The sequence below is a fragment of the Pseudoalteromonas sp. SA25 genome, assembly GCF_011378705.1.
In the GTDB taxonomy this organism is placed as follows: Bacteria; Pseudomonadota; Gammaproteobacteria; order Enterobacterales; family Alteromonadaceae; genus Pseudoalteromonas; species Pseudoalteromonas arctica.
The window spans coordinates 221,690-248,546 of the sequence record NZ_WTKV01000002.1; the positions used below are offsets into that span (position 1 = coordinate 221,690).

23 protein-coding genes are annotated in these 26,857 nt (G+C 39.5%); 9 read left to right on the forward strand and 14 right to left on the reverse strand.

Annotation, left to right across the window (positions count from 1 at the left end; all coding sequences use genetic code 11):
* Positions 1-7: 7 nt before the first annotated feature.
* Positions 8-412: a hypothetical protein gene (locus GQR45_RS02445; RefSeq protein WP_039488419.1), complete on the reverse strand. Its 405-nt coding sequence runs from the start codon at positions 410-412 to the stop codon at positions 8-10.
* Positions 413-678: 266 nt separating this feature from the next.
* Here GQR45_RS02445 and uvrA point away from each other — a divergent pair, with 266 nt between their 5' ends.
* Both uvrA and GQR45_RS02455 read left to right on the forward strand, forming a co-directional pair.
* Complete coding sequence (gene uvrA / locus GQR45_RS02450; protein ID WP_206008502.1) at positions 679-3,243, forward strand: excinuclease ABC subunit UvrA; 2,565 nt, start codon at positions 679-681, stop codon at positions 3,241-3,243.
* A 243-nt stretch (positions 3,244-3,486) separates the two neighbouring features.
* Positions 3,487-3,978: a hypothetical protein gene (locus GQR45_RS02455; protein ID WP_165725030.1), complete on the forward strand. Its 492-nt coding sequence runs from the start codon at positions 3,487-3,489 to the stop codon at positions 3,976-3,978.
* 150 nt (positions 3,979-4,128) lie between these two features.
* Here the strand turns inward: GQR45_RS02455 and GQR45_RS02460 are convergent, their stop codons facing one another.
* From GQR45_RS02460 to GQR45_RS02470, 3 genes are all read right to left on the reverse strand, one after another.
* Positions 4,129-4,722 (reverse strand): 3'-5' exonuclease, encoded by a 594-nt coding sequence (locus GQR45_RS02460; RefSeq protein ID WP_165725031.1) that lies wholly within the window; start codon positions 4,720-4,722, stop codon positions 4,129-4,131.
* Positions 4,723-5,056: 334 nt separating this feature from the next.
* Positions 5,057-5,608: a hypothetical protein gene (locus tag GQR45_RS02465; protein ID WP_165725032.1), complete on the reverse strand. Its 552-nt coding sequence runs from the start codon at positions 5,606-5,608 to the stop codon at positions 5,057-5,059.
* Positions 5,609-5,767: 159 nt separating this feature from the next.
* The gene (locus GQR45_RS02470; protein WP_165725033.1) at positions 5,768-6,649 is read right to left on the reverse strand and encodes a haloalkane dehalogenase; all 882 of its coding nucleotides are present in this window, start codon (positions 6,647-6,649) and stop codon (positions 5,768-5,770) included.
* A gap of 180 nt (positions 6,650-6,829) precedes the next feature.
* Between GQR45_RS02470 and GQR45_RS02475 the strand changes: the two genes are divergently transcribed.
* A complete protein-coding gene (locus GQR45_RS02475) occupies positions 6,830-7,342 on the forward strand; it encodes a MarR family transcriptional regulator (RefSeq protein WP_165725034.1) in 513 nt (170 codons plus the stop codon).
* A 72-nt stretch (positions 7,343-7,414) separates the two neighbouring features.
* Here GQR45_RS02475 and GQR45_RS02480 read toward each other — a convergent pair whose 3' ends face one another.
* The 3 genes from GQR45_RS02480 to GQR45_RS02490 all read right to left on the reverse strand — a co-directional run bounded on the left by GQR45_RS02480 (position 7,415) and on the right by GQR45_RS02490 (position 11,140).
* A complete protein-coding gene (locus GQR45_RS02480; RefSeq protein WP_165725035.1) occupies positions 7,415-7,906 on the reverse strand; it encodes a DUF2798 domain-containing protein in 492 nt (163 codons plus the stop codon).
* Positions 7,907-7,986: 80 nt separating this feature from the next.
* Complete coding sequence (locus GQR45_RS02485; RefSeq protein WP_007581801.1) at positions 7,987-8,604, reverse strand: LysE family translocator; 618 nt, start codon at positions 8,602-8,604, stop codon at positions 7,987-7,989.
* Between the two features lie 73 nt (positions 8,605-8,677).
* Positions 8,678-11,140 carry a prolyl oligopeptidase family serine peptidase gene (locus GQR45_RS02490; RefSeq protein WP_165725036.1) on the reverse strand — a complete coding sequence of 821 codons (2,463 nt, stop codon included), beginning with the start codon at positions 11,138-11,140 and terminating at the stop codon, positions 8,678-8,680.
* A 166-nt stretch (positions 11,141-11,306) separates the two neighbouring features.
* On the opposite strand from GQR45_RS02490, the gene GQR45_RS02495 reads away from it, so the two are divergent.
* The 3 genes from GQR45_RS02495 (at position 11,307) to GQR45_RS02505 (ending at position 14,871) form a co-directional block, all read left to right on the forward strand.
* Positions 11,307-12,302 carry a LacI family DNA-binding transcriptional regulator gene (locus GQR45_RS02495; RefSeq protein WP_165725037.1) on the forward strand — a complete coding sequence of 332 codons (996 nt, stop codon included), beginning with the start codon at positions 11,307-11,309 and terminating at the stop codon, positions 12,300-12,302.
* Positions 12,299-13,528, forward strand: coding sequence for a glycosyltransferase family 4 protein (locus GQR45_RS02500; protein ID WP_165725038.1), 1,230 nt, complete (start codon positions 12,299-12,301; stop codon positions 13,526-13,528). The genes GQR45_RS02495 and GQR45_RS02500 overlap by 4 nt, the downstream gene beginning before the upstream one ends.
* 116 nt (positions 13,529-13,644) lie before the next feature.
* A complete protein-coding gene (locus GQR45_RS02505; RefSeq protein WP_010553647.1) occupies positions 13,645-14,871 on the forward strand; it encodes a threonine/serine exporter family protein in 1,227 nt (408 codons plus the stop codon).
* 61 nt (positions 14,872-14,932) lie between these two features.
* Here the strand turns inward: GQR45_RS02505 and GQR45_RS02510 are convergent, their stop codons facing one another.
* The 3 genes from GQR45_RS02510 to poxB all read right to left on the reverse strand — a co-directional run bounded on the left by GQR45_RS02510 (position 14,933) and on the right by poxB (position 18,380).
* On the reverse strand, positions 14,933-15,991 hold the full coding sequence (locus tag GQR45_RS02510; RefSeq protein ID WP_165725039.1) for an alcohol dehydrogenase family protein: 1,059 nt from the start codon (positions 15,989-15,991) through the stop codon (positions 14,933-14,935).
* Entirely contained in the window at positions 15,991-16,509 is a 519-nt protein-coding gene (locus tag GQR45_RS02515) for a TetR/AcrR family transcriptional regulator (RefSeq protein ID WP_010553645.1), read from the reverse strand. The genes GQR45_RS02510 and GQR45_RS02515 overlap by 1 nt, the downstream gene beginning before the upstream one ends.
* A 146-nt stretch (positions 16,510-16,655) precedes the next feature.
* Complete coding sequence (gene poxB, locus GQR45_RS02520; protein ID WP_165725040.1) at positions 16,656-18,380, reverse strand: ubiquinone-dependent pyruvate dehydrogenase; 1,725 nt, start codon at positions 18,378-18,380, stop codon at positions 16,656-16,658.
* 321 nt (positions 18,381-18,701) lie between these two features.
* On the opposite strand from poxB, the gene GQR45_RS02525 reads away from it, so the two are divergent.
* Together GQR45_RS02525 and GQR45_RS02530 are read left to right on the forward strand one after the other, a co-directional pair.
* Positions 18,702-20,357 (forward strand): RluA family pseudouridine synthase, encoded by a 1,656-nt coding sequence (locus GQR45_RS02525; RefSeq protein ID WP_165725041.1) that lies wholly within the window; start codon positions 18,702-18,704, stop codon positions 20,355-20,357.
* 177 nt (positions 20,358-20,534) lie between these two features.
* Positions 20,535-22,454, forward strand: coding sequence for a GGDEF domain-containing protein (locus GQR45_RS02530; RefSeq protein WP_165725042.1), 1,920 nt, complete (start codon positions 20,535-20,537; stop codon positions 22,452-22,454).
* Positions 22,455-22,490: 36 nt separating this feature from the next.
* Here the strand turns inward: GQR45_RS02530 and GQR45_RS02535 are convergent, their stop codons facing one another.
* The 3 genes from GQR45_RS02535 to GQR45_RS02545 are packed head-to-tail and all read right to left on the reverse strand — an operon-like array spanning position 22,491 to position 23,308.
* A complete protein-coding gene (locus GQR45_RS02535) occupies positions 22,491-22,709 on the reverse strand; it encodes a DUF6500 family protein (protein WP_007377212.1) in 219 nt (72 codons plus the stop codon).
* A 28-nt stretch (positions 22,710-22,737) separates the two neighbouring features.
* Positions 22,738-22,995 (reverse strand): hypothetical protein, encoded by a 258-nt coding sequence (locus GQR45_RS02540; RefSeq protein WP_008165783.1) that lies wholly within the window; start codon positions 22,993-22,995, stop codon positions 22,738-22,740.
* 55 nt (positions 22,996-23,050) lie between these two features.
* Entirely contained in the window at positions 23,051-23,308 is a 258-nt protein-coding gene (locus GQR45_RS02545; protein ID WP_165725043.1) for a hypothetical protein, read from the reverse strand.
* 348 nt (positions 23,309-23,656) lie between these two features.
* On the opposite strand from GQR45_RS02545, the gene GQR45_RS02550 reads away from it, so the two are divergent.
* Positions 23,657-24,082, forward strand: coding sequence for a hemerythrin domain-containing protein (locus GQR45_RS02550; RefSeq protein WP_165725044.1), 426 nt, complete (start codon positions 23,657-23,659; stop codon positions 24,080-24,082).
* A 116-nt stretch (positions 24,083-24,198) separates the two neighbouring features.
* Here GQR45_RS02550 and GQR45_RS02555 read toward each other — a convergent pair whose 3' ends face one another.
* The gene (locus GQR45_RS02555; RefSeq protein WP_010553638.1) at positions 24,199-26,715 is read right to left on the reverse strand and encodes a plasma-membrane proton-efflux P-type ATPase; all 2,517 of its coding nucleotides are present in this window, start codon (positions 26,713-26,715) and stop codon (positions 24,199-24,201) included.
* Positions 26,716-26,857: the final 142 nt, after the last annotated feature.

Genomic DNA, 26,857 nt, shown 5'->3' on the forward strand with positions numbered 1-26,857 from the left:
TTATTAGTTACAAATCGTTACTCGAATACACACTTAAAATAGGGAATTTATAATCGGCAAACGATACAGTTACCGATTGTGTTTCGTTGCCTTTAAAACCGAGTTTAAATTCCATTGGCATGAATCGGCTGCCGTCAGCAAAAAGTGCAAGTAAGTGCTCCTCGCCTAATTCTCGATTACCCGACGATAAGTTAGTTAGCGTTATAACCGCCCAGCGTTCGCCCTCTTCATTGCTCATTAATACATAATTAACGATTTTAAAATCCCCTTTTTTAGGGGTTATGTTGCTATCGTTTGCAAACGATAAGTGCATGCTATTTGGTACTGCACGGTCAACATTTAGCGCGTTGATAGAGTCGGCTTGGGTTGCCCACGAAAGCACCAATAAAATGATCACTAAGGCTTTATTCACTGTTAGTTCCTTTTTATTACCTAGTAAAATACCTAGTAAATTACGTAACAAATTACATAACAATAACTGTTTAAATTATATTCGCATTCCATACCTATTATGTAAACAAACAATCATCGTTATTTACCCAGCGCTTTGGCTGCGCCACTACAGACTAAGCGCTCATTCAGTGTGCTTGCGCTACTTTAGGGTAATAACGAGTGATAAGAGTAAATAATTAAAGCTAACTTAAAGTAAAAAGCGCGATTAAACAGGAGTATAAACGTATGGCAAGCACACATAAAAACTCAACAATGGATTTATCTGATCCCAGTAATAGCATTCAAGTAAGAGGGGCACGCGTTCACAACTTAAAAAATGTAGACGTTGATTTACCTCGTAACGCATTGGTTGTTTTTACAGGAATATCGGGCTCTGGAAAATCGTCGCTTGCGTTTGGAACGCTGTTTGCTGAGTCGCAGCACCGTTACCTTGATTCGGTTTCGCCGTACGCCCGAAGGTTGATAGATCAAGTTGATGAGCCCGATGTTGATTCTATTGAAGGGCTACCGCCAGCGGTAGCATTACAACAACAGCGCGGCGCACCCTCGGTTCGTTCATCCGTTGGCAGCATAACAACTATTTCTAACGCGCTACGCATGCTTTACTCTCGTGCTGGCGAATACCCCAAAGGGCAAGGCATACTGTACGCCGATGCGTTTTCGCCGAATACGCCACAAGGTGCGTGCCCAGAATGCTCAGGAATAGGCCGAGTGTTTGAAGTAACCGAAAAGCTACTTGTGCCAGATGATACAAAAACTATTCGCCAGCGCGCCATTGAAGCGTGGCCACCAGCATGGCAAGGTAAAAACCTAAGCCGTATTCTTACTTCCCTTGGTTATGACATAGACACACCTTGGAACAAACTTTCTAAAAAAGCACGGGATTGGATTTTATTTACCGACGAAACACCTACTGTGCCGGTATACCCAGATTACACCTATGAGCAAACACAAAATGCGATAAAAAATAACGAAGATCCAAGCTACATGGGAACTTTTTCAAGCGCTAAACGCTTTGTTTTACAGTCTTTTGCTACTACCCAAAGCCCGCGTACAAAAAAGCGCGTATCGCAGTTTATGCAAATATCGCAGTGCCCTACTTGCCAAGGTAAAAAATTAAAACAAGCATCGTTAAGTGTTAAATTTGCAGGGCTCGATATTGGCGAGCTATCTCAACTTACATTAAACGAGCTTGCTAAAAAGCTAAGTAACGCCGCCAATACCAAAGTAAATAAAAATACAAAAAATCCAGAGCAAGCCATTGTTACGCAGCGCATTGCCAGCGATATACTCACCCGTATTGAAGCACTAACCATGCTTGGTTTAGGATACTTGTCGCTTGAGCGTACAACGCCAACGCTCTCACCCGGAGAGCTACAACGGTTGCGACTTGCCACACAAATTCGCTCTAAATTATTTGGGGTAGTTTACGTGTTAGATGAACCATCAGCGGGTTTACACCCTGCCGATACTCAAGCATTGCTAAAAGCGCTTGATGAGCTAATAGCGGCTGGCAATTCTGTATTTGTTGTTGAACACGATGTTAGCGTTGTTAAACATGCCGATTGGATTGTTGATGTAGGCCCTGATGCCGGTGTGCATGGTGGCAACATTATTTACAGCGGCCCTGTTGAAGGGTTAAGAAAAATAAAAAATTCGCACACCGGTCGTCACCTTTTTGCTAAAAACGCCAGTCAAGAGTCAACTCAAAACAGCGCGCAAAAAAAGGAGCAAAGGCAGCCTAGTGCGTGGTTAAAATTGGCTGATATTGAGCGTAACAATCTTAAAAAACTCAATGCAGAATTTCCATTGGGTGTTATGACAACCGTTACTGGGGTTTCGGGCTCTGGTAAATCAAGCCTAGTAAGCCAAGCGTTAGTAGAACTTGTTTACGAAGCACTTGGGCAAAAAGTAATACCGGAAGCGCCAACCGACGAAGCCGACTTACTCGAACAAGAGCTGCAAACACACACCAGCGGAAAAATCATTGAAGGTATAAATAATATAAGCCGCCTAATTACCGTAAATCAAAAAGCGATTGGCCGTACCCCTCGTTCAAACTTAGCTACCTATACGGGTTTGTTTGATCATGTACGTAAACTATTTGCTTCTACCCAAAAAGCGAAAGAGCGCCGTTACGATGCTGGTCGCTTTTCGTTTAATGTTGCTAAAGGTCGCTGTAAAAACTGTGAAGGCGTTGGCTTTGTGAGTATAGAGCTGCTGTTTTTACCTAGCGTTTATTCACCTTGCCAAGTGTGTCATGGCAAACGTTATAACGAGCAAACACTTGAGGTTACATATCGTGATAAAAACATAAGCGATATCCTCAATTTAACGGTTGAATCGGCGTATACCTTTTTTGAAAATGAACCTGCAATACTGCGAGCACTCGATGCACTTATGCAAGTAGGTCTTGGGTATTTGCGTTTAGGACAACCTGCCACTGAGCTTTCGGGCGGTGAAGCGCAGCGTATTAAATTAGCCACCGAGCTGCAACGTGCCCAGCGCGGCAACACGCTTTATATTCTCGATGAACCAACTACGGGTCTGCATCCATCAGATGTATCAATGTTAATGTCGCAGCTAAATAAGTTAGTTGATGCTGGCAATACCGTTATTATGGTTGAACACGATATGCAAGTAGCCCGCAATAGTGACTGGGTAATTGATGTAGGCCCCGGTGCTGGCGATGAAGGAGGAATAATTGTGGCACAAGGGAAACCAAAAGACGTAGCTAAATCTCAAACAAGTAGAACGGCTCCCTTTTTGTTAAATACTAGCCAAAGCTAAGGTTAACTTAAACTAAGCGCAACATTACAAACACTCTCGTAAATTACTAAGGATTAAGCGCCACACCTAAGTAATTTAATTTTGCATATGTTTAATAATTAACAATAGCGGCCATAAAAATCGGATGAAAACATTGAACAAGGTCATAAACTCAGATACGGTTTTAATCGAAATTAATTTAAAGCTAGTTGTAAATGTTAGTTATAAACCTAAAAATATATCACTTAAAAAATGGGTAACATAATGAATGAAAATCTCGACTCTAAGCCTAATGAACCTCAAGATTTAGAATATAGCCTGTATTATGAATTTGAAGATTTCAACCCTGAACTAGGCTTAATTACAAGGCTAGTTATAACGTTAGGTCCTGAACGAGTTCCTGAAGGATTTAAACATGACGGGCCATTTTCTGATGATTTAACAACGCTTTATAATGAAGGTATTGTTGACTGGGTATCAGAGGCTTATTTTATTAATGCGTCTAACGAACCGATTACTCTCGAACCTAAAAAGCTTGGAGTTCGTAAGTTTCAAAAACAATTTTCTGACGTAGTAACTATAGAACCACAAAAATGGTTTATTAGTGAGCCATTAATTGCATTGGATAGCTTTTATGAAATAGAAGCTGATTTTATATTAGAATTTAATTGCAATAATTTAGTGCTTAAATTTGAAGATGTAGCTAAAAGAATGACTGCTGATGAAATTAAAAATAAATACAACGCTGCGCTATAAAACCACGCTAAAGCAACGTAATATTTTTATATAAACTTAAATCACCTTAATATAACCCGTAAAAACTATGGGTTATATTAAATAAATTTAGTTATTGATGTAACAACTGGCACAAAATGGCTTAAACCCAACCTTATTAATATTACCAACTTATAAACTGCTATTGTGTTTTTCTATTTCAAGCTCAATTAGTAATGCTGAGTGGGCGTCATTTGCGGCGTATACTTTTTGGTGATCTTTTAAAGGAAAAACTGACCAGTTTGAACGTTGCGCGCCTTTAGATAAACGCTGATTAAAAAACATTGCCACAGCAGCTCTAGCACCAACGCGCTGTTTTACCTGCGCAAAGTGCATAACTTTAGAGGATAATTCGACTGTATTTTCTAATTTAATTCCAAATTTCCTAAAAATCATTTTTTTATCTTCTTTTAGTCCAAAGCCTACTTTTTTTATAGTTGGATCGGATAATATATCTTCAATTTCAGTAAAGTTTTCAAAAAATTTAGTCGGAAATAAAAACGCTTTTGTTTTTGTAGATAATTGAATTAAGTGAGGGCCATCGCTTATTTCGCCTTTTTTAAAGCAAGGCTTACTTTCTGTATCAAACCCTAAAATTACATGTTTTTTTAGCTCAACTATTGCACTTATCGCTTCTGACGCTTGCGTTACTACAATTATATTATCGAGGCTTAAACCGTCGTACATCGGTAAAAATTGAATCTGCTCTTTTGTTAATCTTTCCATGTATTATCCCGTTCAAAAAAGCTGAAATTTGGTAACTTGAATTTGCATATTAATAACCAAAATTTAAGCTCTCAACACAACCTTTATGATTTCATTACTATTTATAAACTCATGCACTTGCAAGTAAGCACTTGGTAATAGGTTGCCATACTCGATATTAAGATAATCAATTATTTCATCTACGCCCCAAGGTCCTAATGATGCTTTATAATCACCTTGTATTTGTCTCCACTGTGTATAATTTTTTTTAGAGAGTACAACATGCCCCACCCCGCAAAAACAATATGTAAAACCATTACTTTAACTCCGCTTAACTATATGTATTTATACTATTTTACGTATTCTCGTTAAATACTTGATAGACTCTTTCTGGAGATACTTTATTGAAATCATCGCTATAATATTCATTTGCATATTCAATAAAATCACTGGGTGTTTTTGGAATTGCACAGAGTAACCAACTCGCTCCATCGTCTTCATTATTTTTAAAATTAACCGGACCTTGTTGCCATGCCGCATCCTTTTCAGAGCGCCAAAAGCAAAATGTTACATGATCAATTTCAAAGTCATCGGCTTCTAAAATTTTGAGTAACTCTTTAGGCGTACCTTGGTACATTCCGGGCCAAATAGCATATTCATCTTGAGAGTGTGGGCTTACCTGCGATTCATGATCGAAACCTTTTATTAAAATAGTATTACTTGTTAAAACAATAACTATTTGGTCCCCACCGCCATTATCGTATGTAGCAATGTCAACACCACGCGCGTACTCTGCTTTATAAGAAAAACAACGAAGATGCTCATCATCACAAAATTCAATATCTAATATTGCACTCGCTTTTAACGCCGCTTTTAAATTTTTATTGGTTATATCATCTAAATCCATTTTAAATTCTTATATACAGTAAATAACCATGATTAGTAGTGATTGTTAATTAATCTCGCAATAAAAACAACCACTATAAACCACATTCTAAACTGGCGTTATTATAAAAAGTTTAAAGCTATTTAGACCAAAAAACCCAACCCTTATAATTGTCTGATTTTATAACCAATCTGAAATAGCTTTACCTATTTCGTGCGGCGAATCCTCTTGGATGTAATGAATACCGCTCACGGTTACCTCAGTTAAATTTGGCCATGTGCGCACAAAGTCTCTTGCGTAACCAACTAAAAAAGCACCCGGTTCAGCATTAATAAATAGCTTTGGAATATCGTGAGAGTTAGCTAAATAGCTCGCATAGCTTTTAACTAAAGCCACGGTATCGGCAGGCTCTCCAGCAATGGGCAGTTGGCGAGGCCCTGCTAAAATTGCACGGCGATCTTCTCCTGCATTTATAAAGGGTCTACGATACTCATCATGTTCTGCCTGCGTTAATTTGCGTGCAATGGTCGCTGGTAATATTGTTTCAATAAAAAAGTTGTCATCAAGCACCATTTTTTCACCCTCAGCTGAGCGCATAGTGCCAATAGGTCCGTGCAAATCTTTAGGAAAATCGTCCCATGTTGGAAAGTCAGTAACAATTGCTTCCATAAAGGCAATGGCTTTTACTGCATCACGATGTGTATCAGCCCAGTTAAAACCAACGCCTGAACCCCAATCGTGCAGCACCAAGGTAACGCTATTATTTACACCCAACGCTTCTAAAAGTGCAAATGTGTATTTGCTGTTTTCAGCAAGTGAATAGCTGCCCTCATGAGTGTTATCTAACTTTTGCGAATCTCCTAATCCAATCATATCGATAGCAATTAAACGCCCTTTTCCTTGCAAATAGGGCATGACGTTTCGCCAAAGGAAGCTAGATGTAGGGTTACCATGTAAAAACACAATAGGATCACCTTCGCCTTCATCTATGTAGGCCATTTTTTTATCTAATACTGTTTTAAACTTTTTTGTATAACGTAGTGTTTCTGAATCATTTTTCATTTAATTATATCGCTTTATTTAACTGATGAGCTGGCGGTAAATCCTCGCTCATCTAATTTGTGTAATATTCGAAGTAGATTAACTAATTTCGAGTTAATATACATGACTGAGTCACACAATAAATGAGAGCGCTTAATTTGTCACTATATTTATATGATCGAATCACATATAATTAAGTTTATGAAAAATGAAAAATATATATCAAATTTAATCGGCACGTTTGCTACTTCTGTTTCTAATGACATTGAAAAACAGATTGCCGAATTAGGCGGGCGAAGCCTAAGCCACGAAGCGGCACTGGTCACTATTTACAATCATCCTAATGAAACCATTGATGTACTAAGCAAGGTTTTAGGCTTAACGCATTCTGGTGCAGTTAGATTAATAAATACACTTGAAAAAGAAGAACTTGTAGAAAGGCAAAAGTCAGTAAAAGATGCCCGCTCTGTTGTTTTATGCGTAACGGATAAAGGGAGTAAAAGGGTTGAACTAGTACTAGGCAGCAGAGAAACAGCCACCTCTAAAATACTAAACAACTTTAATGATGAACAAAAACAACGCTTTTTAAGTTTGATAGAAATAGCACTTGGCAGCCTAACAAGCGAGCAGGTAGAAGCACGTAAAATATGCAAATTATGTAACGAAGGTGTATGCCGTAAACAAGGCTGCCCGGTAGAAAACTCAATTAAGTAACTAATTACTTCATGCATCTGCCCACTATAAACGTATTAAATTATTTGCTTTAATACGTTAGCGCTCAAAGTGTTAGCTCTTTAAAAAGCGTTCTATTTTAGGTTTTACCGTAACCGACATTATCAGCATTATAGTTAAACCTATTGGTAATGCGGCAAATAACCCTTCAGCCCATCCAGTTACAAATACACGCATATCTGCATAGCCAATATTATTAGTAGCAGTAACAAACGCCATCACCGACTCCATGATCAGCGCCATAAAAACACTAATAACTAAATTACGTTTTAGCTCGCTACTAGTAGGCAATAACTTATTAACTAGCTTATGCATTAAGGTCATCATTACAAAACCAACAGGCGCCATAACCAATACTGCACTTATAAATGAGGTAAACCAGTCGGCATAAAAATGCTCTGTAACACCCACATTCACATAAGTCATAATGCCAGTTAGAGTACCGCCAATTAAGGTAATAATACTTACCATAACCAGTATTTTATAAATTACAGGTGTTTTTTTAGGCTCAACCATTACTGGGTTTGCTGATACGGGTGTACTCATTTTTGGGCATGCCTTAAGCGTTAAATAGATGACAAAATCAACTATAACAAATTAATTGATAATATCAACTACTTTTTGAACTAACCAAAAATAAGCCAAATTCCAACTAATCCCATTAAGCTACCAGCAATACGGTTCATCCATTTAATATTATCACCACGGCTTAAAAATAAACGTAAGCTTTTACCGCCTGTTGCGTAAGCTAACATACTTAAAAACTCGGTGGTCATTATAACGCCAAGCAATACTAAAAGCTGAGGGGCTACAGCATGCTCAACACTAATAAACGGCGGTAATAACGAGATCATAAACGCCCACCCTTTAGGGTTAGCAATTGCGGTTACAAAACCTTGCGTAAATAACGACTTCCTACTTACGTCATTTGGTTTTGAGGTATCAACCGACATTTTGCCTTTGGCTCGCCACATGTTAACGCCAATGTAAATTAAGTACGCACCGCCTACCCACTTTAAAATGGCAAATGCATCTGGGTAATTTAGCATTACGCTTGCAACGCCTAATACCGCAGCTATGGCAACGGTTGCTACGCCTAACAGCTCACCTATCATCATCCATAATGTGCGGCGCACGCCAATGCTCATACCGAGTGTCATGGCAAGGGTCATACACATACCTGGGGTGATAGACACAAAAAAGAACGTAGGAATAAAAACCGCAAGTGCTGCTACATCAATCATTAATTTACTCTCATATTAAAAGCAAAAACGCGGCTATAAGTAGCCGCGCTGTTGCTTACTCATGTTTAAGTTATTATTGCCCAGTACTTACCACGGGTTCAGTAATAACCTCTACTGGCTCCGCTGTACCATTTAACAAATACTTATCTAACCACTGTTCTTGTTCCCACAATACATGTAATAAGCTTTTACGCGCACGGTAACCATGTGCTTCATAAGGGAGCATTACTAAGCGGGCATCTTTACCTAAACCTTTAAGCGCTGCGTACATGCGCTCACTTTGCATTGGGAAGGTTCCTGAATTAGGATCTTCTTGACCGTGGATCATTAGCATTGGCTCATTGATTTTTTCAGCGTGAAAAAACGGCGACATATTAGCGTACACACTTTGTGCTTGCCAAAAATCACGCTCTTCTCCTTGAAAACCAAACGGCGTTAATGTGCGGTTATACGCGCCACTGCGGGCAATACCTGTTTTAAATAAATCGCTATGAGCCAATAAGTTAGCAACCATAAATGCACCGTATGAGTGCCCTGCTATGGCAATTTTATCTTTATCGGCAATGCCTTTTTTAACCAATACATCAACAGCTGCTTGCGCACTTGATACTAACTGCTTTCTAAAGTTATCGTTTGGCTCGCTGCCATCAATACCCACTATTGGCATTTTAGGGTCGTCAAACACGGCAATCCCTTTAGCAAGGTAAGGCATTGGCCCCCAATAACCAATGTAGGTAAATGCATAAGGCGATTCGCGAACTTGCGATGCTACGGCTTTATCTTTGTATTCAAGTGGGTAAGCCCACATAAGTACCGGTAACGGCCCTTGTGTTTTATCGTACCCTGGTGGTAAATAAAGCGTGCCCGAAAGCTCAACACCGTCGTCGCGTTTATAACGTAATTGCTCTTTAGTTACGCCTTTAAATGCAGGGTACGGGTGCTCAAATGTTGTTAATTGCGTTAGCGTGTCGTTATCTAAATCACGTATAAAAAAGTTAGGTTGCTCAGTTTTAGATTCACGAATAGTAATAAAGCGCTCACCTTCGTCATCAAGCAGTGCGCGAACACGCTCGTAGTATGGCGCTTCTGATTGCCATAAACGCTTGCTGCTATTTGTTTTAACATCGTATTGGTCTAAAAACGGGATATTACCTTGCTCTGAAGCTCCATTACCGCGCAGGTAAATATAACGCCCGCCTACAATTTTAATTACGTTTGCGCCTAAATCGTTGCGCTCGTAAATTGCATTACCAGGGTCTTTATACGCATCGTTGTAACTACGCTCTGAAAATAAAACGCGGTTTCTGTCGGCATTTCGAGGTTGTACAACAAAGGTGCGTACTTGGCGATCGCTAAAGCGCCAATCTGTCAGCATGGCTACGTTTTCGTTGCCCCACTCCATTCCCGCATAACGGCGTTCTACTTTGGCAAATAATTTAGGCTCGCGTTTAAAGGGTGCACGTAAGCTGTAAACATAATCATGATGCTCAACGTCGGTTTTCATGTCGCCGCCATCTTGTGCTTCTGCCCAAATTACTTCAGCGCCTTGATCTGCTCGCCATTCAAAATCACGGCGGCCAGTGCGAACACTGTCATAACCTTGCGGAATATTATCGGCAAGTGGCTGTTTTGCCAGCTCTGCTAATGCATAGCCGCGCATGCCCCATATTTGCCATGTGCTTGCAAATCGGCTGTAAGGCACTTGGTACGAAAACGGCTCATTAATACCGGCAACTAAAATATTGGTAGAATCAGGTGATACCGAAAACGATTTAAATAAAGAAGGGCTACCTATTGCTTGGGTATTGCCATCAAGCGTTATGTAAGCCAGCTGCCCTTGGCCGTAAAACTTAAATTGTGATTCATCAAACGGGCTGGTTAATAAATTTTGGTAAGTACGTGCTGGCGCTTTTTCACCAGTACTTTGTTGAATAACAGGCACTACGTTTTGGCTGTTATTTTCAAGTTTTGGCTTACCAAAATTAACAGCAAGATTTGCAACAATGGCGCTGCTATCTGGCAGCCATTTATATGGTGAGGCAGTTAGTACCGAATTTAATGCCGCGCTTGAAAGCTCTTTTGCTTGTTTGGTTTCAACGCTGTAAAGCCATAAGTTGGCTTCGGTTGGTTGCTCAACAATAAAGGCTAAATATTGACTATTAGATGACCATTTAGGTGAGCGGATAATGCCATTAGGTAAGTTATTAATACTGATAACCGACCCGCTTTGAACATGCTTTAGCTCCACGGCACTAAATTTGGCACTCACACGAGAGCGCGAAAAATTAGCGGGGTTTAGCTTAATACCAGCAAGCTTAAGCTCTTCTTTTGCAAGTTCATCAAGGGTTACTACACGTTTGCGTTCAAAAAGCGCTAGCCACTGGCCATCGCTCGATAAGTAACTAGTGGGTGCTAACTTAGCGTCAACCAATGCTGCAAGTTCGGGTGATGGGGTTTGATAGCCCTGCTCGGCGTAACTTGTTGGCACCAATGCCGCACAACAAATAAAGGCAACTAACAGCCTAAAAGCGCTCATGTTTTTATCCTTTTGTTATTTTTTACTTTTATAGGCGTATATAAACACGTTTTGCTTTGTTCATAAAGTATTAAGGTAAGTTAAACACCTCTAAAAGATGACTTAATAGTGCTGATTAAGCTAAACTACAGCGCTATTTATTCACCACTGCGGTACTTAAAATACAATGCATAACAAAGCCAAATCAGTCACTATTTTTGATGTTGCAGAGCGTGCTGGTGTATCAAAATCAACCGTATCGTTGGTGCTTACCCAAAGCGATAAAGTGGGCAATAAAAGTAAACAAAAAATACTAAAAGCGATTGATGAGCTAGGGTACGTTTATAATCGTGATGCCGCTGCTATGCGCTCAAAGCGCTCAAATTTAGTGGCCATAGTAATAAACGATTTAACTAACCCAGCTATGGCATACCTTGCTACCAGCCTACAACTTTTGTTAAACGACAATGGCTTACAAGCCATGATTGTAAGCAGTAATAATAGTCTTGAGCTACAAGCAAGCGCAGTTAAAAACTTAAAAGAATACAACGCTGCTGCATTTATTATTTGCCCCGTTGCTAATACTTGCCCCAAATGGCTTGATACGCTCAGCGCGCAACACAAAGTAATTACCGTAATGAGTGAAGTGCCCTTTAGCGCAGCTCCTTGTGTATTACCCGACTATAAAAAAGCCAGCCACGTAGCCAGTATGCATTTGCTCTCACAAGGCGTGACAGACATTGCATTTATAGGCAGTGAACTTACTTTAAGTGACTCACAAGCACTACAAAGTGGCTTTAATACCGCTTGCGCGCAGCACAGCATTACACCATTAGCATCCATTCACTGCGCAGTAAACACAGCCCTTAGCGCTAAAAATGCATTTATAGAAGCATATAAACACAACCCAACATTAAACGCAGTGGTGTGTGCAAACGATATTATTGCTCAAGGTGTTATTGCCGCTATTAACTCATTAACACATCACTGTATTAAAGTAGTGAGCTGCCACCATATTCCTAATAGCGCAGTTATAAATAATCACTTAACCACTGTGGCTATAAGTACAACTGATATAGCCAAGCGGTGCCTTTTAATACTGCAAGAGCTACTACAAAATACAGCCCCGCCAGTAAAAACACTGGTAAATGTAAACTTACAAATTAGAGATTCTAGCCAATGAAAAAAGTGCTGGTAATTGGCTACGTATGGCCAGAGCCAAATTCGTCTGCTGCGGGAACGCACATGATGTCGTTATTAAATGCATTTAGAGCGCAAAACTGGGACGTTGAATTTGCAACGCCCGCGCAGCGCACCGACCACATGGTAAACCTTGACGACTTCGGCATAACCAGTCAAAGCATTGCACTAAACTGCGACAGCTTTGACGAATACGTTAAAGCCTATAATCCAGATATAGTCATGTTTGACCGTTTTATGATGGAAGAACAATTTGGCTGGCGCGTCGATAAACACTGCCCACATGCGATTAAACTTCTCGATACCGAAGACTTACAATGTCTGCGTAACGCTCGCCACGAAGCCTTTAAAGGTGAGCGTGAATTTACAACCAGCGATTTACACTCAGACATAGCAAAACGCGAAATTGCCGCTATTTTACGCTGCGACCTAAGCTTAATTATTTCAAGTTACGAAATGAGCCTACTAAACAGCGTATTTAAAATAGAGCCAAGCTTATTACACCATTTACCGTTTATGGTCGATTTAAGCTCACTGCCTACAAGTACAAAAACGTTTGAGCAGCGCCAGCACTTTATGACCATAGGTAACTTTAGACACGCGCCAAACTGGGATGCTGTACTTTACCTACAAAAAATATGGCCACTTATTCGCAAGCAACTCCCAAAAGCAGAACTACATATTTATGGCTCTTACCCACCACCAAAAGCCACGGCACTAAATAACCCTAAAACAGGGTTTTTAATAAAAGGCTGGGCCGATAATGCGTTTGATGTAATGCAAAGCGCACGCGTATGTTTAGCACCACTGCGTTTTGGTGCAGGCATTAAAGGTAAATTGCTTGAAGCCATGATTATGCAAACACCCAGCGTTACCACCAATATTGGCGCAGAAGGCATGCATAACGGTTTACCATGGCCGGGTAAAATAGCCAACACCGCCGACGACTTTGCCAGTGCTGCCATTGAAATGTACACCAATCAAAGTGACTTTGAACAAGCGCAGCAAGATGGCAACACACTCCTTAATACGCTGTACAACAAAGCACTATTGAGCGCTGCGTTAATTCAAAAAGTCGATTCAATAAGTAGTGATTTAAACGCTCATCGCGAAAAAAACTTCACAGGCCAAATGCTCAAACATCATACAATGCGCAGCACCCAATACATGTCGCAATGGATAGCTGAAAAAAATAAAAAATTAGATTAAAAATGACTAGACACGCACCAATTAGTGTTTAAAATCGCGCCCATCAAACGTGGGCATTTTTAGCTGTATTGTCTATATTTTTAGCTTAGTTATCGCAATATTTGGTCCAAAAAGATTTGAAAACTGCAACCTTTACAGAAAAACGCAAATTTATCGTTAAATTGGGTAAAATGCTTCACAAATATGGTACGCCTGCTTACCGCCTAGAAGCCCACCTAATGGAAGTGGCTACATACTTAGGACTTAAATCGTCGTTTGTTATGTCGCCAACCTCTGTAACGTTTGTTATTTGGACCGATGGCCACGAAGACGAGTACACCCACGTTGCGCGTGTAGACCCTGGCGATCACGATTTAGGCTCACTTGCCGACACCGACGACCTTGTAAACCAAATGCTTGATGACAAGCTAAGTTTACAAGAAGTTGATGCGCAACTAGACGCTATTTTTGTAATGCCAAACCCATACAACAAACTTGTTACGGGCGTTGCGTTTGCAACTTCTGGTGGTGCGTTTGCAATGTTAATGGGTACTAGCTGGACTGATGTTATTTGGTCATCGCTTCTTACTTTAGTGGTTTATGTGTTTGTGCTTTGGTCTGGGCGCTCAAAACGCGTAGCTCATATGCTTGAGCCATTAGTGGCCATAATATCAGCAATACTTGCCTGTGCAGTAAGCGTATACATAACACCTGAAATAAACATACGCTTGGTGGTACTTTCGGCAATTATTGTATTTATACCCGGTTTAGCACTTGCACTTGGTTTAGCTGAGCTTGCCGCACGGCACTTAGTCTCTGGTACTGCGCGAGTCATGGACTCGTTTATGCTGCTATTTAAACTGTATTTTGGCGGTTTTATTGGCATAGGTATTGGCTTTGCACTCTTTGGGCAAGCCGATTTTGTACAACCTGAGCCATTACCAAAATGGACCGCATGGCTGGCTATATTTTTACTTTGTAGCAGCCTAATCGTGATTTTTAGAACCAAACTTAAACATGCAGTTTGGTCTATTGCATCTGGCTTTATAGCGTATGGCACCAGTATTGGCTCGGCTATGTACCTTGATTACACGTTAGGTACGTTTGTAGGTGCTTTATCGGTGGGTATATTTAGTAACTTGTTTAACCGCGTTGCTAATGCGCCGGCCTCTATTGTTGCCATGCAAGGCTTAATTGTATTAGTACCAGGAAGCAAAACCTATATTGGCTTAAACTCACTTATTGAAGGCCAAGACTTTGTATATGCAGAGCACATAGGTCAACAAACGTTTTTAATATTTATGTCGCTTGTTGCAGGACTAATATTTGCAAACGTAGCTCTTCCGCCTAAAAAGAGTTTGTAAAACACCCTTTGAGGCAAAAGCTCGCTGCGTTTTTACAGCATAGCGAGCTTTTAAAATAAACTCAATCACTATGAGGGATAGTTAATACAATCTTACCCACGTGTTGTTTTTCACTAAACGCCTGCTGTGCATTTACTATTTCTGTAAGAGGAAAGGTATGCGCCACGATTGGCTTTATTTTTTCTTGCTCAATAAAGCGTACTAAGTTTTTAAATACCCCAGCCTCTAACACTGTGCAGCCAAAAAAGCTTAAATCTTTTAAATAAAGTGTGCGTATATCAAGCTCAACTAACGGGCCACCAATTGCACCCGAAACCGCATAACGCCCTTTAGGTTTTAATACGTCTAATAATTTAGGCCATTGCTCACCAGCAACTAAATCAACAACAACATCTATACTGTTTTTCCCTAATGCTTGGACTAAATCGTCTTCTCGAAAAATAACGTTATCTGCACCTAAATCTTTTAATTGCTGCGCCTTACTTTTACTTGTAACAGCCACAACGTATGCGCCACGCGCTTTAGCTAGTTGCACAGCAGCTGAGCCTACGCCACCAGATGCACCAGTAATCAAAACGGTTTCGCCGTGTTTTGCGTTAGACCTATAAAGCATGTTTTCGGCTGTCGAGTACGAGCAAGGAAATGACGCAAGTTCCACATCACTATAATGACTATTAACTTTATAAGCATGACTTGCATCAACAGAGGTATATTGTGCAAAACCACCATCGCATTCAGAATCAAAATACCACGGTGTTTCAAGCTCTTTACCAGCAGCATTAACAATACAAGGCTCAATAAGTACACGCTCGCCAATTCTATTTGGCTTTACATTATCGCCAACAGCAACAATAACACCGCACACATCAGCACCTTGAATACGTGGAAATACCAGAGCATTACCAGACCAGCTTGCATCTTCACTACCTTCATCTTGTTTAGAATACCAAGCTAAACGCGTATTTAAATCGGTATTATTAACACCCGCTGCCATAACTTTAATTAAAACATCGTCTGCGCCAAGTGTTGGCAGTGCTATGTTAGCCGCGTATTTAAGCATACTAAAATCACCATGCCCTGTAAGCTGAACACCTTGCATGGTTTTTGGTAAATGAGTCATTAGCTTTTCCCCTTCATTAGTAATAAAGCGCTCTGCTGCGCAGAAATAACGGCGATGTCACCCATTACAGGCCATGCACTCGAAACGCCTTCGTGTAGTAAAAATAAAACATCGGCAAGTGACTGCTGTAAACTTTGCTGCGCAAGCAATTGCCTCACCTCATTTTTGTGTTTTTGCACGGCGCTACTAACTTCTAAATCATCAGGAAAAGCACTAAGCGCATTAATCGACAAACAGCCATTAGGGGCAAATTGCTCCATCCAATGCTTTAATCGTGAAAAAATATGCACTATGCAATCGGCTCCCTTAGCTGGAGCGTTTTCGAGTAAAAATGCGATATAGCGCTGATGTCGATACTCAAGTGCAGCAACGATCATAGCTTGTTTTGAAGGGTAATATTTGTAAAGCGTGCGAAGGCTAACGCCACTCAGCTTTTGCAATTTTGCGACGCTTGGCTCAGCAAAGCCATACTGACTAAAGGCGACTTCTAAAGCCCCTGCTATTTCTTGTTTAAGCATAGTATCAAACCTATGTAGAACGAACACTCTACCTACATGGTAGAGCATTCATTCTACATGGTCAATATTCAAAAAATTATACGGTTTTATTAATTAGCACTCGTGCAATTTTAGAGCGCTATCAATTTCTAAGAAAAGTAACTCACTTAGCGTGACCAGTTAGTTTTGGCAAGCTCTATAATTTCGTTTCCTTTGCCGTTTATCAGCGCCTTCATCATGTAAACGCTAAAGCCTTTTGCTTGCTCTAATTTAATTTGCGGTGGCATTGAAAGCTCTTGTTTTGCAGTATCGACTTCTAAAACAACAGGTCCTGAGTGATTCATCATTTCGTTCATTGCCGATGGTAATTTTTCAGGGTCGTCCACATGAATCCCTTTTAATCCACAGGCCTGTGCAATGTTAGCAAAACTTGGGTTTTCTAAATCAGTATCGCTTGATAAAAACCCACTGGCTTTCATTTCCATAGCCACAAAACTAAGTGAGCGATTATTATAAACAACAATCTTTATTGGTAAATTAAGCTGTTTAAGCGAGATCAAATCGCCCATTAACATCGAAAAGCCACCATCACCACACATTGCAATTACTTGGCGGTCTCTATCAACAGATTGAACCCCCATTGCCTGCGACATCGCATTTGCCATAGAGCCATGATTAAACGATCCAATTAATCTACGTTTTCCATTCATTGATAAATAACGCGCAGCCCACACTGTTGGCGTACCTACATCGCAAGTAAAAACAGCATCGTCAGCCGCTTGCTCGTTGAGTAAGCGTGTTAGGTATTGCGGGTGAATTAAATTTTGCGAGGTTTTGCCACTGGCTAGTTCATCAAGATCTTGTCGAGACTCTTTGTAGTTTTTAACACATTTTTGTAAGTGCGAACTTGTCCGCTCACCTTTAATATAATCAAGCAATGTGGTCACTGAATTTTTAGTATCCCCTAACACGCCACAGTCAATTTGCACGTGTCGCCCGAGTGACGCAGCCTGATTATCAATTTGCAATATGGTGGTATTTTCAGGATAAAAAGCACGATAAGGAAAACTAGTACCAATCATAAGTAACGTATCGGCTTCTTGCATTGCATGATAGCCCGACGCAAAGCCAATAAACCCAGTCATACCAACATCGTAAGGGTTATCGTACTCAATAAATTCTTTACCGCGCATGGCATGCACTATCGGTGCTTGTAATTTTTCGGCTAGCGCAACAATTTCGTCGTGGGCATCCTTACAACCAGCACCACACAACAAGGTTACTTTTTTACTTTTATTAAGATGAGTTGCCATCGCTTCAATATCAGATAAAGCAGGGGTATACGTTGCTGGTTTTGGCACGTTCCATTTTGGCTTAATAGCTTTGGGCATATCTTTTAATGCAATGTCGCCAGGTAGCACAAGTACACTCACGCCTTTGTTTAGTATTGCTTGTCGCATTGCGGTTTCTAGCAGGTACGGCATTTGCTCAGGGCTCGAAACCATTTCACAATATACACTGCATTCTTTAAATAATTCTTGCGGATGGGTTTCTTGAAAATAACTACTGCCAATTTCAGATGAAGGAATGTGTGCGGCAATAGCTAATACCGGTACATTATTGCGCTGACAATCAAATAAGCCGTTAATTAAATGAAGATTACCTGGGCCGCAAGAACCCGCACACACTGCAAGCTCGCCTGATAAATGCGCTTCGCCACCGGCTGCAAATGCGGCAACTTCTTCATGTCGCGTTCCTAACCATTCAATTGTTCCCATTTTTCGCAGACTTTCACTAATGCCGTTGAGTGAATCGCCAGTTACTCCCCAAATACGTTTTACGCCAGCTTGTTCAAGGGTTTTAGTGATAAAACTTGCGATATTTTGACTCATAATATAGAACTCCTAAATATTCAGTTATTCTGTAAATTGATTTTTCGTCTCTGCTCTATCAAGTAAGTCATCGTTTCGAAATGCGCTCAATTATTGAGAATCGATAAGCTTAGGTATTTTGATAATGATAGATATATTACTACTGAGACTTTACTAACAAACGGTACTACTAGGTTTGCTGTGCCCCCATACTGATACATAAAACATGAATGTCCGCTTTAAAGTGTTTATGAATATGCGGGTGCGAGATTTTTAGTGGCTTAACTATGAATATGTTATTATGCGCTCAATTATTTTACTGAATGCTTTTCTCTTACTTCTATGTCAAATTCTGCTTTGTGCTTTACATTATTTTCTCAAAATATTTATTCTCTCGCGCTTCCTGAAAAGTTTACTTTCCCTTTTTATTACGAGCCGCAACCTTTAGCTGTAGCAGCCACAAAACAATTACAGCAACAGCTTGAAACGTTAACGCATTTAAAAGCAGAAAATGCAGGTAAAATGTTTGGGGTTTTAGTGGTGCAAAATGCTAAGCAACAATTAGGCTTTTTAAGTGCTTATTCGGGGCAAATTGAAGGTGATAAAGGTAATATTAGCTTTGTGCCGCCTGTTTCTAGCATGCAGCTGCAAGACGATAGCTATTTGACTCAAAGTAAAATAATTAACGATATTAATGCTCAAATTGAGCAGTTAGAAAATAGTGAACAACTGCATGAAGTTAATAGCAAACTTGATGATGCAACACAAAGCTACCAGCAAGCACTATTAGCCCAACAGGCAGTAATGCAAGCCGGTCGCCAGCAACGTAAAATACAACGTACCGAAGGCGAATTAGAGCTTAGCGAAAGTGATTTTGAGCAGTTAAAAAATAAGCTTGCAGGGCAAAGTATCGTAGAAAAAAAGCAACTGCTGGCACTTAAAGCCTATTGGCAAAATATAATCGAGTCACTGCAGCAAACACACATCAATATTTCTGATGAAATTGCTCATTTAAAAAAGCGCCGTAAAACGCTTTCTAAAAGCTTACAAAAAAAGTTATTTGCGCAGTACCAATTTTTAAATGCAAATGGTGAAACTACAGACTTAAATGCTATTTTTGCAGCATTACCTGAGCACACTCCTCCTTCGGGTGCTGGCGATTGTGCAGCGCCTAAATTATTACAATACGCCTATAAGCATGGTTTAAAACCACTTGCTATGGCAGAGTTTTGGTGGGGAGCAGCACCTAAATCAGCAATTAGGCAGCATAAAAACTACTACCCTTCTTGTTACAGTAAATGCCAACCAATACTTGGGCACATGCTAAAGGGCTTAAACGTTGAAGATAACCCGCTACTTATCAACCCAGCTCAGGGTAAAGATTTAAGTATTGTTTACAAAGATGACGACTTACTTGTGGTAAATAAGCCCGCTGAGTTTTTATCTGTGCCTGGCGTTAATATTGATGACTCAGTTTATATGCGAATCAAAACGCAGTTTCCAGAGGCTTCAGGCCCGCTAATTGTGCACAGGTTAGATATGTCGACCTCAGGGTTATTGATGATCGCACTTAATAAACGCGTGCACAAAGCACTGCAAAAGCAGTTTATTGAACGCACCATAGATAAACGTTATGTCGCGTTAGTTAATGGTAACGTAGCTGAGGATAGCGGAGTAATTGATTTACCATTAATGCTCGACTTTGATGATAAACCGCGCCAAATGGTGTGTTACAAACATGGTAAGCCGTCGCTTACTACCTGGCAGGTTTTAGAGCGTAACAACAACATTACCCGATTACAGTTATACCCTAAAACAGGGCGAACTCATCAATTAAGAGTGCATTGCGCACACAGTTTAGGTTTAAACATGCCAATTATAGGCGACACACATTACGGACAAAAAGCCGATAGATTACATTTACACGCAGAATACTTAGCATTTACTCACCCAATTACGGATAAACGATTAGAGTTTGAAGTAGCTGCAGATTTTTAATAAAAACACATAGCTACAACGACTATATTATTCAATGTGTTGGTTTTTATTAATTTAATTGATATCGTTTGTGGTCTTGTTTTTTCAATGAGAAGTATAAAAAACTGTTCAAACCCAAGTTTATTAAGCAATGTAGAAAAGTATTTCCTAATAAAAATAAGTCAGCAAAGGATTAACATGGCTAACAATACACAAATAAAGATTTTAGGTAATACTTTATGGGCAAAGTATATTGTTCTCATTTTATTTTTACTTTTAAGTAAGCTTGCCTCAGCTAACGGCGACTCATTAAGTGCGACTTTACATGCGCTAGACTTTGGCACAACTCAAGTCCTGATCAACAACATAAAACTGAATGAATTAGACTATCTTCAAAATGAAGACAAACTCACTCAAGCGTTTAAAATAAGCAAAGAGCAAAATTGGGAGAACCTTCATCTAGAAGCAGCCGCTTTGTATGCGGAGTTACTTTTTAGACAAGAAAAATACGAAGCGTTAAACACACACTTATCCTATTACTTAAAGAACAAAGAGTTACCAAATCAAAAAAGTGTATATTTATTATTTCTCGAATCACAACTCAAGTCTCTAGCGAGGGAGCCAAACCCAGCTCCAGCACAAACGCTAGCCACAAAATTAGAAGAAAGCTTGCAACAGCATTCAACTAAAGAAAAAATCATTATTTTACGAGCACTTGCTTACTATTACACCGATACAGATTCATTGAAAAAGACCCTAAATGTTGCACTAGAGGGGTTAGAATTAGCATTAAAAGATGACGATTCAGCATCTCAAGGATACTTTTTTAGAAAAATAGCTGATGCATACAATTATCTAAACGAAAAAGACAAAGCCGTATATTATGCAAAAAAAGCGGTTGCGGCATATGAGCAAACACAAGATGGGCTTTTTACTGCAAAAGCATATTGGAGTTTAGGCAATATATTGCTTGAGATAGAAAAACCTAAAGATGCCTTAATATACCTAGACAAAGCATTGCTCTATTTTAAAAAAGCTAATATGCAAAAAGGCTTAACCTTTGCTCAGTACTCAATTGCCAGTATTGAGTACTTACAAGCAAACTACGATAAAGCTTTAACTCTAACTAAAGAAAACATTGAGCTTGCTCGTTCTGCAGGTGTTCACGACATGCAACTCGCATCGCTCATTTTGTTAGCTGACATATATATAAAACTAAATTTACTTGATCAAGCAAATGAAGCAAACGATGAGGTGTTTTTAAAGTTAAATAAATTCAGCCGCAGTATTTATAAAGCCGATTTTTTAGGTAAACGCTATGAGCTAAAGCGCCGCCTTAACTACACTGACGAGGCTTTTGAAGCAATTGAACAAAAGCTCCTTTATACAAAAAAACACTACGAAGCAACTAGTGAAAATAATATAAAAACACTACAGGTGCAGTTTGAAGTAAAAGAAAAAGAAGAAAAAATACAGCAACTAGAGTACGCAAAAGACATTAGTGAACTACAAGCTAAAGAAGAATATCAACAAAAAATAATTTGGCGACTTAGCGCTGCTATTGCATTTATTTTAGTGATTGCTTCATTATTTTTATTTTATCGGCAAGCTCGACAACGTCAAAAATATCACGATATTTCATTAACAGATTATCTAACAAATTGCCCTAATCGCAGAGGAATAATGCGCGCAGCAGAAGCAAAGCTTGGTGAAGGTAAAATGACGATAGCGATTATTGACTTAGACTACTTTAAAAAAGTTAACGACCATTTTGGTCACGATGTTGGAGATTTAGTTCTTATTGCCTTTGCAAAAGCTGCAAAAGAAACACTATGTAATGATCATCAGTTTGGTCGTTACGGCGGCGAAGAATGGTTATTTGCACTAGATACGGTTGATGAACGAATAATTCACGATATATTTAACCGACTCGCCATTAGCTTCGCCGAGCATTGCAGTAATATAGAAGACTTTCCTAGTGATACAAAAATCACCTTTAGTGCAGGGGCCTCTGTAAGTGGCCCTTTAAAAAGCACACTAGATGTTCTTATTAAACATGCAGATAAATTACTTTATAAAGCAAAAGAAAACGGAAGAAACCAAGTCGTTGTTGATTAAATAAGCACAGCTAAAAGTATTGGCTCAGTTAATTGACTAAAGTCCATCTAAAACCATCTGTTTAATTTTATGTGCTTTTACAAAATGATCTAATTTATGGGTGTGTATCCACCAAGTAGCGGCCTCCATAAGTAGCTCTGGGTCGTCGTTTTTATTGGCAAAAAATGCATAAAAAGAAAGCCCTACATTTTCGCCTTTAGCTGCTATTTTTTTATCGCACACGGTAATTATTTTTGCTCTTAGTTCTTCCCTCATACATACCTTTAATCATATTAATGCTGTATTACTGAAATACGCCATTTAAAACGCTAACGATTAGCTGCAAAAGGCTTCTATCAACCAAGCCATGATTCTCAAGCTCTTTATTAGGCGTATTTACTTTTGCAGCTTTGCATTCATTATCTAATGTCTCATTTTTACGTGTATCGGTTTCGTATGCAATATCTGCTTGTTCCATACATTTTGCCGAGCCTGCGTAAGGCTGCGCCGCACAAGCGCTTAGTAATAAAAAAAGTGGAATTGCTATCAATAATTGTTTCATAACTAATCCTATTTTTACGCAACTTATTTAATTTAAATTACAGCTGTAAGTTAGCCTATTTACTTTCTACCACCATTACAAAAAATTCAAAAAAGAACGTACCAATAATATCAAAAAAAGTGTCATTTTTTTCATCCTTTTTAATTTGTGCGCTAATGCATTGATTATAAACTTCTGAGCTTGTTTGAGCGCCATTTCGATCAACCGTTTCAGCCTCTTCAATGCATAAGTTAGGGTCAGAACGTGGGGCTGTACTACAGGCACTTAGTAAAGCGCACAGCAATAATGCGGCGATGGGGCTTTTTATGTTCATCCTTAAACTATCCTATTAAGTTAACGTGCTACCTGCATTTATACCGATTGATATTATATGTGGGAGTAATACATATAGATTGTACCTAAATAATGTTGCTACTTTATCACTGCAATAAAATAAACAACCAGTAAATATTTGTAAGGTTCTGTAGGAATTTATACTCACTTCTATAATTGAACTATGTAAAAGCCTGAAATTATTGCATTCATATCACTGTAAAATTTACAGTGATAGCAGCCTAAAAATAAAAAATCAAAATAAAAGCAATAAAATACATCAACTTAATATTTGGCATTTAGTTTGCTAGTTAATGATATAAGCAAATAAATTGTAAAAGGATTAGTTATGAATATTTTTGAAGCACTACGTCATGACCATGACAAACAACGAGAATTAGTAGATGCGCTTATTCAAACGCACGGCGACACAGAGCAGCGCCACGAGCTAATGGACGAGCTAAAAACAGAACTAGAACAACACGCAAGATTTGAAGAACGTTACTTTTACAACCCACTTATGTTTGATGACTTAACTCATGAAAAAGCGCGCCACAGCGTAGCTGAACATCACGAAATTGATGAATTAATTGAACAACTTGAAGATACCGAAATGAGCTCGTCTGCATGGTTAGTTGCAGCTAAAAAACTGCATCATTTAGTACATCATCATTTAAGCGAAGAAGAACACGAAGTATTTCAATTAGCGGGTAAAGCACTAACCGAAGGGCAAAAACAAAGCTTGGCAAAGCAGTATAACGATGCAATGCACTAATACTTTTTATTTGTGAGTAACTTTACTCACAAATAATTGAACCACCTTATATACACTCCCTTGTGTACTATTGGTTATAAGCCACTTGGCTTATAACCATTTTTTAAGCCTATGTGCTAACTCTTCTCTAGTAAGGGTGCTTCTGTCGGATCAAAAATTCGATACGCCACTAGCTTTAAACCATCGTTAATAAAAAACCACACCAAAGCATATGCCCACACAGCAAGTGCCCATCCCCATCCTAGTGGGGTCATAAACACCCCATAAACAGCAATAAGTGTTGCTATAACTTGCGTGCCAAATACGGCGACCATTAATATAGCAGACGGTTTAATAGACCAAAATGGACCTCGGGTACGCGCTAAAAATATAGTCAAATGCCCTGCTACAGAAAGTAATAAGTACATTAATGTTTGAAGATGAGGACGGTCGAGTTCAAATACTTTATCTCCTAAGTAAAATAAACCAAAGGCTGCAATTGGCCCTACAATTCCCAGCACAGATGCAATACCTAAAACGAGCCGCATATTCCATGTCTCGGGCTTATTTTGATAATGCACATTGTCGTATGCAATAGACAAAATGGCGGCATCGTTAAGTAAAGCAAGCATTACAATCATGACTGCTGTTAACGGATAAAAGTTAAAAATTAATATCGCCATTGTCATAAAGAGTAGTACGCGCAGTGTTTCAGCAACCCTGTAAATAGCGTAACTGTTCATGCGTTGAAATATTTTTCGGCTTTCTTTAACTGCATCAATAATAACCGATAAGCCATCGGTCATTAACACAATTGATGCTGCTGAACGCGCTGCATCTGTAGCACCCGATACAGCAATGCCACAGTCAGCTTTTTTAAGTGCTGGCGCATCATTTACGCCATCTCCTGTCATGCCAACAATGTGCCCTCTATGCTGAAGCACATCAATAATATGGTATTTATGCTCAGGGAATACTTGTGCGAATCCGTCAGCACTCTCGATAGAATCATCTAACTGTGTGGCTTGATGATGCTCAGTTGCACCAAATCCACTAGCATCAAGAATGTTTGTCCCTAAACCCAGTTTACTTGCAGTTTCGCGCGCAATGGCCACTTGGTCGCCCGTGACCATTTTAACACTCATACCCATTTCTTTTGCATCGGCAATGGTTTGTATTGCTTCTTCACGCGGTGGATCAAAAAGTGGCAATACGCCTATAAATTGCCATTTACCTTGCTCGTCTGTTTTAGCAACCGCTAAAGAGCGAAACCCACGTGCTGCAAATTCATCTATTGATGCCTCAACTTGAGTTTTAACTGCCTCAATATTAGCCGACAAAGCTAAAATAACCTGCGGTGCACCTTTGGTCACTTTAAATGTTTTGCCATCATCATTTTTAACGATTGCTTCAGTACGTTTGCTCACAGGATCAAATGGCTGAAAATGCTCTATATGATAAGAATCTAAATGCTGCTCAGCTTTTACACTTTGTAATACTGCTAAGTCAATCGGATCGTTATTTTCTGAGCGAGATGCTAATGCCGCGTACAATATAACTTGCTCAGCAGAGCCTTTATTTATTGAGTTTTCGATATAAAACGGGTCACCTAACGTTAATAGGTTTTGTGTCAATGTGCCTGTTTTATCAGAGCACAGAATATCAACACCTGCTAGCTCTTCAATTGCAGCTAAACGCGTTACAACCACTTGCTTTTTAGCCAATAAACGAGCGCCTACAGCCATAGTAACTGATAGCACTGTTGGCATTGCGACTGGTATTGCCGCAACGGTTAATACCAGTGCAAACTGCAATGTGGTGATCATTGGATCATCGCGAAACAAAGCAACAATAACTATAAGCAGCACTAAAGCCGCAGCAAGCATTATTAAATAATTACCAATTTTAAGCACCGCACGCTGAAAATGACTTGCGGTTCGCTCCCCTTGCACTAACTGTGCTGTTTTACCAAAAAAGGTATTAGCGCCGGTTGCGTATACTATTGCCTCTATTTCACCTTGGCGAATAATAGAGCCCGAATAAACAGTTTCACCCGCCGACTTTACAACCGGTAACGACTCACCCGTAAGTGATGATTGATCTACTTCTACTGAATCACCATCGAGCAAACGCGCATCTGCAGGCACTATATCGCCCATCCGCATTCTAATAACATCACCTGGTACAAGCTCGCTGGCATTTAAATTTTGCCATTGAGTATCGCGGCGAACGCGTGCTTTGTTGGCTAATTTTGCTTTTAATGCAGCAATTGCATTACCCGCTTGATGCTCTTCCCAAAAGCCAACCAATACGTTAGACAGCAATAATACAAGAATAATAAAAAAATCAGCCCAGTGCTTAGCAAGCGCCGATAAAATAATAGCAGCCTCGATCATCCACGGTATTGGTCCCCAAAAGTAAGATAAAAATTTGAGTAGTAGGTTTGTTTTTTCTTCAACTAGTTCGTTAGGTCCATATTGTGCCAATCTTTGTGTGGCATCAGTTTGGCTTAACCCGTCGGATGATGTTTTTAGCTTTGCTTGTAATTGTGCTAAATCGAGCTTGCTCCATTCATCGCAATTTTGATTATGTGAAGACTTGTTTACTGAACGATTTGATGACTGATGCGCTGACGAAATTTTGACCTTTTCCATACGAGCCTTCTATACAACCTTGAGTTGAATAACTTGAGGTAATTAAAACCTACTAACCGTATAGCTAACATAAACTAAAGCTGTCGATATTGTTCTTACAAATATATTAACTTTGATCTAACGCAATATTTAAGATGAAATA

Bases quoted from the DNA above. Each gene is read 5' to 3' on its own strand.
- uvrA (WP_206008502.1), top strand. From the start codon at position 679: ATGGCAAGCACACATAAAAACTCAACAATGGATTTATCTGATCCCAGT.
- GQR45_RS02455 (WP_165725030.1), top strand. From the start codon at position 3,487: ATGAATGAAAATCTCGACTCTAAGCCTAATGAACCTCAAGATTTAGAA.
- GQR45_RS02460 (WP_165725031.1), bottom strand. From the start codon at position 4,722: ATGGAAAGATTAACAAAAGAGCAGATTCAATTTTTACCGATGTACGAC.
- GQR45_RS02465 (WP_165725032.1), bottom strand. From the start codon at position 5,608: ATGGATTTAGATGATATAACCAATAAAAATTTAAAAGCGGCGTTAAAA.
- GQR45_RS02470 (WP_165725033.1), bottom strand. From the start codon at position 6,649: ATGAAAAATGATTCAGAAACACTACGTTATACAAAAAAGTTTAAAACA.
- GQR45_RS02475 (WP_165725034.1), top strand. From the start codon at position 6,830: ATGAAAAATGAAAAATATATATCAAATTTAATCGGCACGTTTGCTACT.
- GQR45_RS02480 (WP_165725035.1), bottom strand. From the start codon at position 7,906: ATGAGTACACCCGTATCAGCAAACCCAGTAATGGTTGAGCCTAAAAAA.
- GQR45_RS02485 (WP_007581801.1), bottom strand. From the start codon at position 8,604: ATGATTGATGTAGCAGCACTTGCGGTTTTTATTCCTACGTTCTTTTTT.
- GQR45_RS02490 (WP_165725036.1), bottom strand. From the start codon at position 11,140: ATGAGCGCTTTTAGGCTGTTAGTTGCCTTTATTTGTTGTGCGGCATTG.
- GQR45_RS02495 (WP_165725037.1), top strand. From the start codon at position 11,307: ATGCATAACAAAGCCAAATCAGTCACTATTTTTGATGTTGCAGAGCGT.
- GQR45_RS02500 (WP_165725038.1), top strand. From the start codon at position 12,299: ATGAAAAAAGTGCTGGTAATTGGCTACGTATGGCCAGAGCCAAATTCG.
- GQR45_RS02510 (WP_165725039.1), bottom strand. From the start codon at position 15,991: ATGACTCATTTACCAAAAACCATGCAAGGTGTTCAGCTTACAGGGCAT.
- GQR45_RS02515 (WP_010553645.1), bottom strand. From the start codon at position 16,509: ATGCTTAAACAAGAAATAGCAGGGGCTTTAGAAGTCGCCTTTAGTCAG.
- poxB (WP_165725040.1), bottom strand. From the start codon at position 18,380: ATGAGTCAAAATATCGCAAGTTTTATCACTAAAACCCTTGAACAAGCT.
- GQR45_RS02525 (WP_165725041.1), top strand. From the start codon at position 18,702: ATGTCAAATTCTGCTTTGTGCTTTACATTATTTTCTCAAAATATTTAT.
- GQR45_RS02530 (WP_165725042.1), top strand. From the start codon at position 20,535: ATGGCTAACAATACACAAATAAAGATTTTAGGTAATACTTTATGGGCA.
- GQR45_RS02535 (WP_007377212.1), bottom strand. From the start codon at position 22,709: ATGAGGGAAGAACTAAGAGCAAAAATAATTACCGTGTGCGATAAAAAA.
- GQR45_RS02540 (WP_008165783.1), bottom strand. From the start codon at position 22,995: ATGAAACAATTATTGATAGCAATTCCACTTTTTTTATTACTAAGCGCT.
- GQR45_RS02545 (WP_165725043.1), bottom strand. From the start codon at position 23,308: ATGAACATAAAAAGCCCCATCGCCGCATTATTGCTGTGCGCTTTACTA.
- GQR45_RS02550 (WP_165725044.1), top strand. From the start codon at position 23,657: ATGAATATTTTTGAAGCACTACGTCATGACCATGACAAACAACGAGAA.
- GQR45_RS02555 (WP_010553638.1), bottom strand. From the start codon at position 26,715: ATGGAAAAGGTCAAAATTTCGTCAGCGCATCAGTCATCAAATCGTTCA.